The organism is Paraburkholderia sp. GAS348, from assembly GCF_050434205.1.
Classification (GTDB): domain Bacteria; phylum Pseudomonadota; class Gammaproteobacteria; order Burkholderiales; family Burkholderiaceae; genus Paraburkholderia.
The window spans coordinates 274,455-288,878 of sequence record NZ_JBNPVT010000003.1; the positions used below are offsets into that span (position 1 = coordinate 274,455).

Here is a 14,424-nt window from a genome sequence, read left to right on the forward strand (position 1 = left end):
CCGCCTGATTCCCATCTTTGCGCAGCGGCCTTGCATTCACGTCGACGTGAATGCAAGGCCGCTTTGCGATTGAGCGTTGAACGAAACACGTAGCTTCCAGCGTAAGGCCTATATTCGACCCTTTACAGTAAAGGCTCAGATTCCGCCGACGCACATGTACTTGATCACGACGTAATCGTCGATACCGTAATGCGAGCCCTCGCGGCCAAGACCGGATTGCTTGACGCCGCCGAACGGCGCGACCTCGTTGGAAATCAACCCGGTGTTGATCCCCACCATGCCGTATTCGAGCGCTTCCGCGACACGCCAGACGCGGCCGATATCGCGGCTATAGAAGTACGACGCGAGGCCGAATTCCGTATCGTTGGCGAGGCGGATCACTTCTTCATCCGACGAGAAGCGGAACAGCGGCGCGAGCGGCCCGAAGGTTTCGTCGTGTGCGACCTTCATGGCCGGCGTGACATCCGCGAGCACGGTCGGCTCGAAGAAGCCGTGACCGAGGGCATGGCGCTTGCCGCCGGTGACGATGCGTGCACCTTTGGCGAGGGCGTCTTCGATATGCGATTCGACCTTGAGCACGGCGGCTTCGTTGATCAGCGGACCTTGTGTGACGCCGTCTTCGGTGCCGCGGCCGACTTTGAGTTGCTCGACGGCGACGCGCAGTTTTTCGGCGAATGCGTCGTAGACCTTATCGTGCACGTAGAAGCGATTCGTGCAAACGCAGGTTTGGCCGCTATTGCGATATTTCGACGCGATGGCGCCCTCGACGGCCGCATCCAGATCCGCGTCGTCGAAGACGATGAACGGCGCGTTGCCGCCGAGTTCGAGCGACACTTTCTTGATTGTCGGCGCGCACTGCGCCATCAGTAGACGGCCCACTGGCGTCGAGCCGGTGAACGACAGTTTGCGCACGATCGGATTGCCGGTCATTTCGGCGCCGATGGTTTTCGGCTCGCCGGTGATGACGTTGAACACGCCGCGCGGCACGCCGGCGCGTTCGGCCAGCACGGCGAGGGCGAATGCCGACAGGGGGGTGGCTTCCGCCGGTTTGACGATGATCGGGCAGCCGGCGGCGAGCGCTGGGCCGACCTTGCGAGTGATCATTGCTGCCGGGAAATTCCACGGCGTGATGGCTGCGCAGACGCCGACCGGTTCTTTCGTCACGACGATGCGTTTGTCGTTTGCCGGCGTGGGGATGGTGTCGCCGCTGACGCGTTTGCCTTCTTCTGCGAACCATTCCAGGAACGAGGCGGCGTAGAGGATTTCGCCTTTGGCTTCGGCGAGGGGCTTGCCTTGTTCGGTGGTCAGGATCGTTGCCAGATCGTCGACGTTTTCCAGCATCAGGTCATGCCATTTGCGCAGGATCGTGGCGCGTTGTTTGGCGGTGCTTGCTCGCCATGCTGGCCATGCGGCGTTTGCTGTATCGATTGCCCGGCGGGTTTCGGTTGTGCCCATGCGGGGCACTGTGGCGATTGTTTCGCCTGTGGCGGGGTTTTTTACTTCGAAGGTTGCGCCGTCGTCGGCGGGTTGCCATTCGCCTGCTATGTAGGCTTGTGTTTTTAGGAGGGAGGGGTCTTTTAGGACTAGCGTCGGCATTTTTGGTTTGCTCCTGGGTCTTTAAATATCGGTCTTTGCCCGCGCGGCGCCGGTTTGTTTGTGCGCGTACGGCGTTGGCCTTTCATTCGGTCTGCGAGTTTGCACTTTCATTCACTCGCGAAACTCGTCTCCGGGACACTAGGGCACCTCGCCGAGGCGAAGCCGCTGGCTCCCACAGACTTGAACCGAAGCCCCTGGTTTCCCATGCAGACCCATCCGCGACGCACGTAGTGCGGAGTGGGAGCTGATGAATCCTTTGTCACTGGCGCCTGAAGGTGCGAGGGCCCGGATTCCAGATGCACCACTACCCGGTGCAGGCCACGGGACCCGCTTAGCATTAGCGGTTTGAGCCGCTTTCTTTGCTTACTTTCTTTGCGGCGGCAAAGAAAGTGAGTGCCGCCCCGCATAGGGGCGACGCTAATAGACCACGAACAATTCAAGGAAAGGCCAACGCCGCAGGCAGACAGACAAACCAGCGCCGCGCAGACAAACAAATCAAGGAAAGGCCAACGCCGCAGGCAAACAACAACCGCCGCGCAGGCCAAAACACCATCAAACAGCTACAGAAACACTTTCCTTAAGCACAGCTTCCAGAATCCCCATCGCCTCATCAAAGACGGAGTCTTGAATCGTAAGCGGGAACAGGAACCGAACCACGTTCGAATAAACACCACAAACCAGCAGCAACAACCCGCGCTCAAGCGCCAGCGTGTGCACCCGCTTGGTGAAGTCGGCATCCGGCTCCGTCCCGCCTGCCTTGCAGAACTCAACAGCCACCATCCCGCCCGGCCCGCGCACATCGGCGATCTGCGGAACTTCGCCCTGAAGCGCGATCAGCTTCGCCTTGACACGGTCACCCAAAACCGTAGCCCGCTCGCAGAGCTTCTCTTCATCGATGATATCGAGCACAGCATGCGCGGAAGCCACCGCCAGCGGGTTACCCGCATAGGTGCCACCCAGGCCGCCAGGCGCCGCCGCATCCATCAAGTCAGCACGCCCAACCACACCCGACAACGGCATCCCGCCCGCCAGACTCTTGGCCATCGTCATCAGATCAGGCACCACGTCATAGTGATGCATCGCGAACAACTTGCCGGTACGGGCAAAACCCGTCTGCACTTCGTCGGCAATCAGCAAAATGCCATGCTCGTTGCACAGCTTGCGCAAGGCGCGCACGAACTCGGCCGGCGCCGGATAGAAACCGCCTTCGCCCTGAACCGGTTCGAAAATAATCGCCGCGACGCGCTTCGGATCGATGTCGGCCTTGAACAGAAACTCGATCGCCTTCAGCGAATCAGCCGTCGTCACGCCATGCAGCGGATTCGGGAACGGGGCGTGGAACACGTCCGCCGGGAACGGCCCAAAGCCGATCTTGTACGGCGCGACCTTGCCAGTCAGCGCCATGCCCATCATCGTGCGGCCATGGAAACCGCCGGTGAATGCGATCACGCCCGGACGGCCAGTCGCGGCACGCGCGATCTTGATCGCGTTTTCAACGGCTTCGGCGCCCGTCGTGAAGAAGGCGGTTTTCTTCGGATAGTCGCCCGGCGCACGCGCGTTGATCTTCTCAGCCAGCTCGACGTACGACGCGTACGGCACGATCTGATACGCGGTGTGTGTGAAATGATCGAGCTGGTCGCGGATCGCCGCCAGAATCTTCGGGTGACGGTGGCCCGTATTGCACACCGCAATACCCGCGGCGAAATCGATGAAACGGCGGCCTTCGACGTCCCACAACTCGGCGTTCTCCGCGCGCTCGGCGTAGAAATCGCACATCACCCCGACGCCGCGCGGCGTGGCAGCGTCTTTGCGGCTCTTCAGTTCAGCATTCTTCATGGATATCTCCTTCGCTCCTCGGTTTGGCGAGGTCCGCGCGCTCAGCGCAGCACATGCAGCGACTATAATGAGATTTGGCTCTTAACTTCAGAGCCATTTCAATAAAAATGTAGGAGCCAATCATGCGCGCGAGCGTTTTGTCCGACTGGCTGGCACAGCGCCTCGACCGCGGTAACGGCCAGCCGATCTATCGTCAGCTGCATCGGCTGTTGCAGCAGGCGATCCTGTCGCGCGAATTGCCGGCGGGCAGCAAGGTGCCGTCATCGCGTCTATTGGCGCAGGAACTGGGCATCGGGCGCAATACCGTCACGCAAGTGTACGAGCAGTTGGTGCTCGAGGGCTATGTGAGTTCGGCGACCGGCCGCGGCACGTTCGTCGCCGATAGCGCGCCGGACGAGATCGTCGGCGTGTCCGATGCCGAGGTGCTGGCCGCGCCGCTCGAGTCGTTGCCGCCGCCGCTGCCGGTGCAGGGCAACCGCGCGTTGTCGACGCGCGGCGCGCGGCTCATCGCGGGGGCAGGTGTTTCGAAGCGCCAATGGGGCGCGTTTATGCCCGGGGTGCCGGATGTCACGAAGTTTCCAGCGCGTGTGTGGAGCCGCCTGCACAACAAGTATTGGCGCCGGCTGCGCCCGGACCTGCTGACCTACGCGCCGGGCGGCGGGCTGGCCTCGTTGCGGCACGCGTTGGCCGACTATTTGCGTACTTCGCGCTCGGTGCGTTGTACGCCCGAGCAGATCATCATCACGACCGGGATCCACCAGTCGGTCGACCTGGCCGTGCGCCTGCTGTCCGATCCAGGCGATCTGATCTGGACCGAAGACCCTTGCTATTGGGGCGTGCGCAGCGTGCTGCACGTGTCCGGCCTGGAATCGCGGCCGATCGCCGTCGACGAAGAGGGCATCAATCCCTCCGCTGACGATCTCGCGCAACCGCCGAAGCTGATGCTCGTCACGCCATCGCACCAATATCCGCTCGGCATGGTGATGAGCCTCGCGCGGCGGCGCATGCTGCTCGAGTACGCGCGGCAGAACCAGTGCTGGATCATCGAGGACGACTACGACAGCGAATACCGCTACGGCAGCCGGCCGCTGGCATCGCTGCAGGGGCTGGACAGGTCCGGGCAGGTGATTTACGTGGGCAGCTTCGGCAAGACGCTGTTTCCGGGGTTGCGCATCGGCTACCTGGTCGTGCCTGAAGCGCTGGCCGAGAGCTTTGCGACCGCGAGCGCGGAGTTATATCGGGAAGGGCAGTTGTTGCAGCAGGCGATGCTCGCGGAGTTCATCGCGGAAGGGCATTTCACGTCGCATATCCGCAAGATGCGCACGCTTTACGGGCAGCGTCGCCAGACCCTGCTGGATGCCGCCGCGCACCGTTATGGCGATGCGCTGCCGGCCGTGGGCGGCGATGCCGGTTTGCATCTGGTGATGCAATTGCCTGAAGGCAGCGACGACCGCGCGGTGGCGGCTGCCGCACTGCAGCGCAATATTGTCGTGCGGCCTTTGTCGGGGTATTACGCGCAACCGGCGCTGGCGCCGTCGGGTCTGCTGATCGGCTACGCGTGCGTGCCGGACGAGGAGATTGCGCCTGCTTTCAATACGCTGGCCGATGCGATCGACGCGACTCTTGTGCAGTTCGCTTGAGCGGGGGGGGGGCTTTACGGCCTCAAGGCGGCTTCAGAGCAGAGCAGCGAGGCGGCAATGACGTGGCATCAACATAACGCCACTGTGCGTCAAATCCGGATCAACACAGCCCCCAGTGTCACCAGTGCGCATGCCACGATACGCCGCGTCGTCAGCTTCTCCTGCATGAACAGCCAGCCGATCAGCACCGCGAAGATCGAACTCAACTCGCGCAGCGCGGAAACCATCGCAATCGGCAGATAGCGGTAGGCTTCGATGATCAGGCAATAGGCGGTGAGGGCGAGCGCGCCGGACGCGATGCCCTTGAGCATCTCCGTGCGGCCGATGAACAGCCCCTTGGCGCCGCCGCGCCAATGCCAGGCGAGCAGAAACTGCGGGATGTTCCAGATCAGATAGACCCACATGATGTAGCTCAGGCCGTTGCCCGCCACGCGCGCGCCGATTCCGTCGACCACCGAATACGTCGCGATGAAGAAGCCGGTCAGCAGCGCGAACGGCACGCTTTCGCCGGAGAACCGCATGCCGCGCCGGAACGCCAGCGAGACGATGCCAAGCGACACCAGCGCCACGCCGATCACCGCCAGCGGCTTGAGCGTTTCGTGCGCGAACACCAGCGCGCCGACGAACACGAGCATTGGCGAAAGACCGCGCGCAATCGGATAGATCTGGCCGAAGTCGCCACTCCTGTACGCGCGGATCAGCGCCAGCAGGTAGCCGAATTCGAGTACTACCGACGCGAAGATATAAGGCCAGGCCGCCGGTGCAGGCAAAGGCAGCACGATTACGCCGACCGCGCTGACGGCGATATACGGAATCGCCATCATGCCGAGCAGCCATACACGGTCTTCGGATAGATGCAAAAACGCGTTCCAGGTGGCGTGAAGCAGCGCGGAGAGCAGCACCAGCAAGACAAAGAGCGTTTGCATCTGAGGCGAGGACTCGGATTAAAGGTAGGAAGGGTGCGGCGACGGTTGCGGCCGCAACCGTATGATTATTCCACTAGAACATTTGCGTCGGCAATTGACGTACTAGTCCCGAAGGGTTTTAAAGATTCACGTTCGGTCCGGCAGGGGGGGCTGAACAGGCAGCTGGGAAACGCTCTCAACCCGCGACCGGACGGCATCGTGCGAGGCTGGCGGTTGGAATTGTGGACCCTCGCGTTCGTCAAGGGGAAAGAAGCCGGCGAGTGATCCTCGCCTGCTCACCCCTCGAATCGCCGCTTCCAGGATCAGGTACCGTTTGTGTGACTTCCAGAATTGGCTACGACTTGCGGAGCCGACAACACCACGTCACGGCCGCCCGAGTTTCTGAAACTCGATGTCGGTCACCGCGACTTTGCCGATTGCCTTGGGAAACGTTAGCTTCAGTTGCGACAGACTACCCGAGTCAACCCCGGGGAAGGCCGCCAGCGGGATCGCGATCATGTTGAGTAACTGTGCGACTCCGCCTGCGGCAAAAGGGGCGTCGGTTGGATCGTCCGTCATCGGGCGGCCGTCCGCTTTTGGCTGTGGTCCGAGGTATAAAGCATCACTGAAATCACTTGCATTGACCGTAGCCGAATGGCCCGTGGTATCAGTCATGGTGACCAGCACCTCCTGGCCAGCAGGACGCACAATTGCGATGCGGAAAGTCAGTGAATCGTATGCGGAGGCGGACATGCCGCCCAAAACGGTAATGAGCGTAGCATTCGGCTTGAACCATGATAGCTCGAGGTGATCGGCAATCGAGAGGAGTCCCTTGGTATGCGGGCCTGAATACTCAAAGGCTGGGAGTCTTTCTGGAGTGCATATCCCAACTGTGTCCGAGTCGCCGAATGGCATCCGGCAATTCGCAATGGAGTCGAATCCTGATAGTGCAATAGCGCCACCCAGATCATTGCGTCTTAGACTGTCATTCCGCTCGAAACGCTGAACTAATGTGCGAAACGCCGCACTTTTCTGAACGGAGAGCACCGTGCGTGAGTCGCATGGACCTTTCCCCTCTGGACATGCCGCCTCAGGTAGTTGTGCCGTGCCATTCCAGTAAGCGGCAAATTGCTGCTCATCTCCTACGAAGCGGCGCATGAATGAATTGACAAGAAACTGCCCTCCGCGCCGCTGATCCTGCGCGCTTAGACGGATACCGTCAGGTCGGTTGGCGCAGTAGTCGGTTGCATTGGTCGACGGGTAGTCGTCGTCAGTCCAGATTGTGTTGAAGAAGTTGTGGTTTGCGCCTCGCACCAGAATCTGGTAGCGCGGTGCCATGTCGGTATCGAAGCCAAAGCGATTGTGGTCGAACGTGCGCGCACCTTCGAGGTCCGCCATGTCGCCGTCGCAGGATGGAAGCAGCACGGCGAGTGCTACGTTGTTCAAGCCGAGATTGCCGCTGAAATCCGTCGGTGCCAGCATGAGCGCTGCTTTGAAGTTATACGGGGGAGTCGATTCCGCGCCGGCGGCGCCGAAGATGTTGTATTCCCAGAGGGCAGCCTGGAATCTGGGCGTGTCGATAGTCCGCGTGCCGGGGGCCGTATCAATGACGGCAGCGGCAAGGTCGGGATAATCTGTGTTGAACGACGAGGGGTCGGCGAGAAGTGCGGCTTTCAGGTCGTCGTCGGTGACACCAACTCGGGTGATGTTGTATTTTAGTGTGTTTGCAACACCTTGCCCGCCGCGCGAATGGCCCATGATTCCAACTCGGGTGAAATCCAGTTTGTCTTTCAGTTGGTCCAGCATGCCAGGGCCGCCACGCTTGTCGATATCTCGAAGCCGATCCAAGGTGCCCAGCACTAACTGGGCGCGCGACCTGCTCGATGCGTCTCCGTTGCCCGCACTACCGTTGATGGCATTCGCGTCGATTGAGATTGCGACATAGCCTTGGGTCGCCAGATCCTGCGCCAGGTAGTCGTAGCCTTGATAGCTCGGCACGGTTGGATCGTGTTGTCCGTGCAAAAAAATGACGATCGGAAATCGAGTGCTGGTTTTCGTCACGGAAGTGCTCGCGAGGGGATAGCGCACCCAGCCTCTTACCGGTGTAATGAAAACGTGATTGTCTATGCCCGACTGCGCCGTGAGGTTGCCAAGGTCGTAGGCGATTGCTGGCGATGACTGAAATGCTGCCTGTTCCGTCGTTGCCGGGGCCACGCTGGTGAAGCGCGCTGCATTGGAAGCGGGGGCCAGCCCTGCCGATTCTGGAATGTTGGTGCTTCCATTGCTTGGAGCGACAGCAGGAACAACGTCAGTGCCGGGTACGGGGGTTGCGGTTCCTGGCACCGCCGCGTTCGGACTTGGCGCAGGGGAAACAGGAACTCCGGGGTCTTTGCCGCCGCATCCATTCAGTACTATGGCCGCGAGAAAAAATGCCAATAAATTAATTGCACAACTAATCAATGATTGTTTCATACGAGCCTCGCTTGAAAACAGTGGCCCCGATGGGTTTTGAGATTTATCTTTGTTTGAGACGTCTTTAATACGGGCTTCCATCTTTTCGATGGAGCTAAAGCAGTTGGCTAGAAGCCAGCCTTGTTGATCAATTACTAAGCTTCGTGAGCTTCGGTTTTGTGGGTAGGTAGATAAGTGATTGAGTGCGTGGGTGCTGCAGCGCCCTTCAACGCGGAGTCACCGTTTCTCGGAGGAGGCGTCTGACTATTGTGACAATCATCAGACTAAAGCCGATGCGCTAGAAACCAGGGGAAGCCCGATACGAAATTAGGACTTATCCGATATCTAAAGATCGATTAGTTCGCTCACCTGAATGTGAAAAATATAGGGTTCGCTTTAATCTGCCGTCGCTCTTATCGGTTGTGAGTGCGGTAGGCTTGCAGGGCTATGCGATACGCCTGTCTTGAAAAGTACTAAAGATGGTTTAGGTGGTGCGGGCAGCCGGAGACGGGCGGCGATGTTGAAATAAAATTATGGTCTGGTAAAAATTTTTTATAACTGGATTTTTTATAAAAATGGGCGGTTTCAAATGCCAGGTGCAACAGCGGGGTCGATAGCAATACCTTGCTTTGCGCAGTTTCAATGAAGACCTTGCCCGGCCGGCGCCATTCAAGTGTTTCTCGAGGGCGTCAATTCAGGTTCGCTTGTCCTACGGTCCTCGAATTTCATCGCAAAGATCACACCGCGCTCTTCGGCGCTCAGATGTTCTTATATTTTTCCCATGCAACGTATCCTAGCTGATGCTGTTGCACTTGTATTTTGAAACCGCCATGTAAAAAAAGATGCACGAATTTATCAACGCTGGACGCTACGTTTTGCCGGCTGAGTTCGCTCTCGTCAGCGCACGGCCACGCGCGTCAGCGTGCTAGTCGCCTTCGGGCGGGCAGTGCGCACTTTGCCCATGGAATGGGGCGCAGAGAGCGTGGGTGATTCGAGGGCGAAGACGGCGCTGGACCACGAGCCCTGCGACGCCTTCTCGCCGAAACTCAGCATTCCGCTTTGAGCGCCGCGCGTTCGACCGTCCGTCACGTCACCCGTTCGCGCAGCCACGCGGACGCCAGATCGATCGCCGTCACGACGACGATCACCATGATCATCACCGCGGCTGTCTGCGCGTAATTGAACGAGCGGATCGCCTCGTACAGCACCACACCGATCCCGCCCGCGCCGACCATGCCGACCACCATCGCCGAGCGCACGTTCGATTCGAAGCGATATAACGCGTACGAGATCCACAACGGCAGCACTTGCGGCAGCACGCCGTAAATGATTTCGTCGAGACTGGTCGCGCCGGTGGCGCGCACGCCTTCGGCCGGACGCGGATCGATGGCCTCGACCGCTTCGGCGAAGAGCTTGGCGAGCACGCCGGTGGTGTGCACCCACAGCGCCAGCACGCCGGCGAACGGACCGAGTCCCACCGCGACGATGAACAGCATCGCGAAGACCATTTCATTGATCGCGCGGCAAGCGTCCATCATGCGGCGCATGGGCTGCACGATCCACATTGGCGCCATGTTATGTGCGGACATGAGTCCGCACGGCACCGCGCATACCAGTGAGAGGGCCGTGCCCCACACCGCTACCGACAGCGTCACAACCATCTCATGAAGATAGCTGCGCCATTCGGTGAAGTCCGGCGGGAAGAAGTCCCGGGCGAACTGGCCCATGTTGCCGGAGTCGGAGAACAGGTCGAGCGGACGCATATCGGCGCCATGCCATGCGCCACCCAGCACGGCAAGCACGGCGATCCAGCCGATCAGCGACAGCCAGCTGCGCTTGCCCGCAGCGGGGCTGGCACGGCGCGCCGCCTGCGCGGCGAGCGCTTCGCTCGCACGCGTGGGCGACGTGATCAGATCAACGGTGTTCATTGCCTGGCTACGGCGCTGTTGAGTGCGCTCAGCTTCGCATCGAGCGCGGCCAGCTGGGTCTTGCGGTCGTCGTCGGAAAGATGCGTGTCGCTCTCGATCTTCTGCTTCTGCTGGAACAACGCGACCTGGCGAATCGGCAGCAGCTGCGCATCCGACGATGCCGCGAAACCGGCGTAACCCGTAATCGCCGCCATGACCGCTTTTTCATGCGGATCGGTCTTTCCGTAGTTCAGGAAGAAGTTGCGGATCTTGTCCTTGGTGGCTTGCGGCAGATCCTTGCGCCAAACGAGCGGGTCCGACGGAATCAGCGGCGAGGTCCACAGCACGCGTACTTGCGCGAATTTGTCCGGATGCTGCTGTTTCAGCGTGTCGAGCATTTCGGTGTTGTTGGTCGCGATGTCGATCTTGTTGTTCACCACGGCCAGCAGATTCGCTTCGTGGCTCGACGGCAGCACGGCCTTGAACGACGTGTTGACCGGCGTGTTGTGCTTGGCGAACAGGTAGTAGCCGGGGATCAGCGTGCCTGAGGTGGAGTTCGGATCGCCGAAGCCGAGCGTGACGTCCTTCGTGTTTTTGAACACGTCGTCGAGCGTTTTGAAGCGGCTGTTGACGTTGGTGATGAGCACCGATTTATAGCCGGCGTCGCCGTTCGCATACTGGACCTTCGCGAACACTTCGCCTTGCGAGCGATCCACCGCTTCGATCGCCGACGCATTGCCGAAATAGCCGACCTGTACCTTGTTGAAGCGCATGCCTTCGATGATGCCGGCGTAGTCGGTCGCGAAGAACGCTTTGACGTTCAGGCCGGTTTGCTTGTTCATGTCTACGATCAGCGGCTCCCAGCGCTGTTTCAGCACGGAGGACGAATCGGTCGAGATGATGCCGAGGCTGATGTCTTCGGCTTGAGCGCTGGCGACGCAAGCGAATGCGGCGGCGCCGACGGTCAGCGTGATCAATGAACGCAGGAATTTCATCGCTTTGAGGTCCGGTTGAGTGAACAGAATGGGTGGGCGCGCTCAGTTCGAGTGCGCCGGATTGAGGGCGAACGCATAACGCGTCGAGGTGGGTGCGGCGTCTTGCGCCGCTGCGCCGGCGTTTTCCTCGTTAGCGTTGTGGTCCGCATGATTGGCCGGGCTATTGGCGCTGGCCTCGTCGAGCAGTTCGCAAGCGTCGTCGCCATAGAGCTTCTTGAGCAGGGCAGGGCTCAGCGCGGCAGAGGGGCCGTCGTAGACCACCTTGCCGCGACGCAGCGCAACGGTGCGCGGGCAAAACTGCATGGCGATGTCGACCTGATGCAGCGACACCAGCACCGTCAGTCGATGCTCGACGTTGAGCGTGCGCAGCATCTCCATGACGCGGCGCGACGATTCGGGGTCGAGCGAGGCGATCGGTTCGTCGGCGAGCACGATGCGCGCGCGCTGCACCAGCGCTCGCGCCAATGCCGCGCGTTGCTGCTGACCGCCGGAGAGGTTGGCCGCGCGTTCGCGCGCGTGCTCGCCGATGCCGACTTCATTGAGCGCGGCCATCGACAACACCCGCTCCGCGTTCGGAAAGCACCCGCTCAAACGGCGCCACAAAGGCAGCCGCGCCAGCGCGCCGATCAGCACGTTGCTTTCCACGGAAAGCCGGTTCACCAGATTGAATTGCTGGAACACGAAGCCGATATCGCGGCGAATGCTGCGCACTTCTCGCACGATGCGGCCGTTCTGCTGGATCGGCCGGCCCAGAATCGCGATCTGCGACGGCTGCGCATCCGAGGCCGTGAAGCCCGCGATGTGCCGCAGCAGCGTCGACTTGCCCGAACCCGAGGCGCCGATCAAGGCAACCATTTCGCCCGGCTCGATTCGCAGATCGATTTCGTCCAACGCCTTGCGGCCGTTGCTGAACGTCTTGCTCAACCGTTCGATACGAATTGCTTCCCGAATTGCGTCCATAAGTACCCCTTGATGCATCCGGCCATTACCGGCATGTGTGGGGCTCATTCTAGGAAGCGTCTGTGACGGTTGAGTGAAGGCATCGCAACGTCTAGACGACTATATCTTTATATGTCTTTTTTGCGTCGCCAGAAAGACAGGCAGAAGTCATTCGTTCGAATAAAAAATGACACCCGTATGACACGATTTGCATTGGGTCGGGTCCGCTGCGCATGATCGCCCGCAGCCAGGCTATATTGCGTCAATCGGCGTGCCGTCCCCAATAACCTTGCAGTTCCTTTCGACGTCGTCATGCAGCCTTTGAGCTTTCTTCCCGACAGTTTTGCGGAGTACGAAGATCTCAAGGCGATCCTCGACCAGGGCAGCGCCAGTTTCGAGATCTGCACCGTCTGCGAGACGACGGTGCGGGGCCGGCAATTTGCCGTGCACACCGCGAGTATTGGTTCGACCGATCCACTCGCACCGGCAATCGGCTTTTTTGGCGGCATTCACGGGCTCGAGCGGATTGGCTCGCAACTCGTGCTCGACTACATGCGCGCGCTGCTCGCCCGGCTGGAATGGGACGAACTGCTGGTGCGGCAATTGCAGTCGATTCGTCTGATCTTTATGCCGATCGTCAATCCGGGCGGCATGTGGGCCGCCACGCGCGCCAACCCCAACGGTGTCGATCTGATGCGCAACGCGCCGCAGAATGCGGACGAACGCGTGCCGCTGCTCGCCGGCGGCCAGCGGGTGGGGGCATGGCTGCCCTGGTATCGCGGCCGGCAGGGCGATCCCATGGAGCCGGAGGCGGCGGCGCTTCTGCGGGTGGTCGAAACTGAAATGGCCGCGCGGCCCCTGAGTTTTGCGCTCGATTGCCACTCGGGTTACGGCTGGAGGGATAGCATCTGGTTTCCTTACGCGCGCACGCGCAAGCTGATGCCGCATCTGCCTGAAATGTACCTGCTGAAAACCATGTTCGAGCGTGCGCATCCGCATCATGGCTATGCGTTCGAACCGCAGAGCCACCAGTATCTGTTGCACGGCGATCTGTGGGACTTCGCGTACGACCGTGCGCCGCCGCCGAACGTGTTCCTGCCGATGACGCTCGAACTCGGTTCGTGGCTGTGGATCAAGAAGAATCCGCGCCAACTGTTTTCGCGTCAGGGCATGTTCAATCCGGTGAAGGCGCATCGCACCGCGCGCGTGCTGCGGCGTCACGCGAATCTGCTCGATTTTCTCGCGCGCGCGGCGTTCTCGTCGCAACGCTGGCTGCCGCAGGGTAATCGTCGCGAGCAATTGCTGCAAAGCGCGATCGACCATTGGACCAAACCGGAAGCGTCATGAGCACGTGGATTCTATTGCGGGGCCTGACGCGCGAAACACGCCACTGGGGCCGTTTGCCCGGCTTGCTGCGCGAGGTGGTCGGCACGGATCGCCTGTTGCTGCTCGATCTGCCCGGCAACGGCGAGTTCGCTAACTTGCGCGCGCCGGCGGCGGTAGAGGACATGGTGGGCTTCGTGCGAATTGCTGCGCTGCAAACCGGAGCGCCAGGCCCCTATCGCGTGCTGGCGATGTCGCTTGGCGGCATGGTGGCGACCGACTGGGCGCAACGGCATCCCGGCGAGATCGAGCGGCTTGTGCTGATCAATACCAGCATGCGGCCGTTCAGCCGCATGCATGAACGCTTGCGTCCATCCGCCTGGCCGGGCCTTCTGGGTGTCGCAGCACACTGGCGCGACGCGCCGCGCGCGGAAAGCGGCATTCATCGGCTGACGTGCAATAACGTCGAAACGCTCGGCGCGGATCTCGATGCATGGAGCGAAATCCGCCGGAGCGCACCAGTGAGCCGGGGCAATGCCTTACGGCAACTGTGGGCCGCCGCGCGTTTTAGTGCGGCGGCAACGAAACCGCGTTGCCCGTTGCTGATTCTTTCTTCGCGCGCCGATCGGCTAGTCAACCCGGTGTGTTCGGCGAAGCTCGCGGCGGCGTGGAGCGCCACGCATTGCGAGCATCAATGGGCCGGTCACGACCTGCCTCACGACGACCCGGCGTGGATCAGCGAACAGGTTCATGCATGGCTGAAGCAAGAGGCAGGGGGACTGAAAGCCGCGCTTTAAACAGAGGCCGCACGCTCACCGGCAGCGGGTATAAC

The 14,424-nt window shown here is 60.8% G+C and carries 10 protein-coding genes; 3 read left to right on the forward strand and 7 right to left on the reverse strand.

The genetic code is table 11. The annotated features are described in order from the left end of the window. Positions 1–135 precede the first annotated feature (135 nt). Complete coding sequence (gabD, locus tag P3T22_RS06715; RefSeq protein ID WP_063499856.1) at positions 136–1,596, reverse strand: NADP-dependent succinate-semialdehyde dehydrogenase; 1,461 nt, start codon at positions 1,594–1,596, stop codon at positions 136–138. A 552-nt stretch (positions 1,597–2,148) separates the two neighbouring features. Beyond that, positions 2,149–3,432 carry a 4-aminobutyrate--2-oxoglutarate transaminase gene (locus P3T22_RS06720; protein ID WP_429324572.1) on the reverse strand — a complete coding sequence of 428 codons (1,284 nt, stop codon included), beginning with the start codon at positions 3,430–3,432 and terminating at the stop codon, positions 2,149–2,151. Between the two features lie 122 nt (positions 3,433–3,554). On the opposite strand from P3T22_RS06720, the gene P3T22_RS06725 reads away from it, so the two are divergent. Continuing rightward, on the forward strand, positions 3,555–5,072 hold the full coding sequence (locus P3T22_RS06725; protein ID WP_063499854.1) for a PLP-dependent aminotransferase family protein: 1,518 nt from the start codon (positions 3,555–3,557) through the stop codon (positions 5,070–5,072). Between the two features lie 89 nt (positions 5,073–5,161). Here the strand turns inward: P3T22_RS06725 and P3T22_RS06730 are convergent, their stop codons facing one another. The 5 genes from P3T22_RS06730 to phnC form a co-directional block, all read right to left on the reverse strand. Beyond that, positions 5,162–5,998: an EamA family transporter gene (locus P3T22_RS06730; RefSeq protein ID WP_429324573.1), complete on the reverse strand. Its 837-nt coding sequence runs from the start codon at positions 5,996–5,998 to the stop codon at positions 5,162–5,164. Positions 5,999–6,361: 363 nt separating this feature from the next. After that, complete coding sequence (locus P3T22_RS06735) at positions 6,362–8,449, reverse strand: hypothetical protein (RefSeq protein WP_429324574.1); 2,088 nt, start codon at positions 8,447–8,449, stop codon at positions 6,362–6,364. Between the two features lie 1,064 nt (positions 8,450–9,513). Continuing rightward, the gene (gene phnE, locus P3T22_RS06740) at positions 9,514–10,356 is read right to left on the reverse strand and encodes a phosphonate ABC transporter, permease protein PhnE (protein WP_063499852.1); all 843 of its coding nucleotides are present in this window, start codon (positions 10,354–10,356) and stop codon (positions 9,514–9,516) included. After that, the gene (gene phnD / locus P3T22_RS06745) at positions 10,353–11,330 is read right to left on the reverse strand and encodes a phosphonate ABC transporter substrate-binding protein (protein ID WP_063499851.1); all 978 of its coding nucleotides are present in this window, start codon (positions 11,328–11,330) and stop codon (positions 10,353–10,355) included. The genes phnE and phnD overlap by 4 nt, the downstream gene beginning before the upstream one ends. 42 nt (positions 11,331–11,372) lie before the next feature. Continuing rightward, positions 11,373–12,290 (reverse strand): phosphonate ABC transporter ATP-binding protein, encoded by a 918-nt coding sequence (gene phnC, locus P3T22_RS06750; RefSeq protein ID WP_063499850.1) that lies wholly within the window; start codon positions 12,288–12,290, stop codon positions 11,373–11,375. Positions 12,291–12,581: 291 nt separating this feature from the next. Between phnC and P3T22_RS06755 the strand changes: the two genes are divergently transcribed. Together P3T22_RS06755 and P3T22_RS06760 are read left to right on the forward strand one after the other, a co-directional pair. Next, the gene (locus P3T22_RS06755) at positions 12,582–13,616 is read left to right on the forward strand and encodes a M14 family zinc carboxypeptidase (protein WP_063499849.1); all 1,035 of its coding nucleotides are present in this window, start codon (positions 12,582–12,584) and stop codon (positions 13,614–13,616) included. Then, a complete protein-coding gene (locus tag P3T22_RS06760) occupies positions 13,613–14,389 on the forward strand; it encodes an alpha/beta fold hydrolase (RefSeq protein ID WP_429324575.1) in 777 nt (258 codons plus the stop codon). Before P3T22_RS06755 ends, P3T22_RS06760 begins: the two co-directional genes overlap by 4 nt. Positions 14,390–14,424: the final 35 nt, after the last annotated feature.

Bases quoted from the DNA above. Each gene is read 5' to 3' on its own strand.
- gabD (WP_063499856.1), bottom strand. From the start codon at position 1,596: ATGCCGACGCTAGTCCTAAAAGACCCCTCCCTCCTAAAAACACAAGCC.
- P3T22_RS06725 (WP_063499854.1), top strand. From the start codon at position 3,555: ATGCGCGCGAGCGTTTTGTCCGACTGGCTGGCACAGCGCCTCGACCGC.
- phnD (WP_063499851.1), bottom strand. From the start codon at position 11,330: ATGAAATTCCTGCGTTCATTGATCACGCTGACCGTCGGCGCCGCCGCA.
- P3T22_RS06735 (WP_429324574.1), bottom strand. From the start codon at position 8,449: ATGAAACAATCATTGATTAGTTGTGCAATTAATTTATTGGCATTTTTT.
- phnE (WP_063499852.1), bottom strand. From the start codon at position 10,356: ATGAACACCGTTGATCTGATCACGTCGCCCACGCGTGCGAGCGAAGCG.
- P3T22_RS06730 (WP_429324573.1), bottom strand. From the start codon at position 5,998: ATGCAAACGCTCTTTGTCTTGCTGGTGCTGCTCTCCGCGCTGCTTCAC.
- P3T22_RS06755 (WP_063499849.1), top strand. From the start codon at position 12,582: ATGCAGCCTTTGAGCTTTCTTCCCGACAGTTTTGCGGAGTACGAAGAT.
- P3T22_RS06720 (WP_429324572.1), bottom strand. From the start codon at position 3,432: ATGAAGAATGCTGAACTGAAGAGCCGCAAAGACGCTGCCACGCCGCGC.
- phnC (WP_063499850.1), bottom strand. From the start codon at position 12,290: ATGGACGCAATTCGGGAAGCAATTCGTATCGAACGGTTGAGCAAGACG.
- P3T22_RS06760 (WP_429324575.1), top strand. From the start codon at position 13,613: ATGAGCACGTGGATTCTATTGCGGGGCCTGACGCGCGAAACACGCCAC.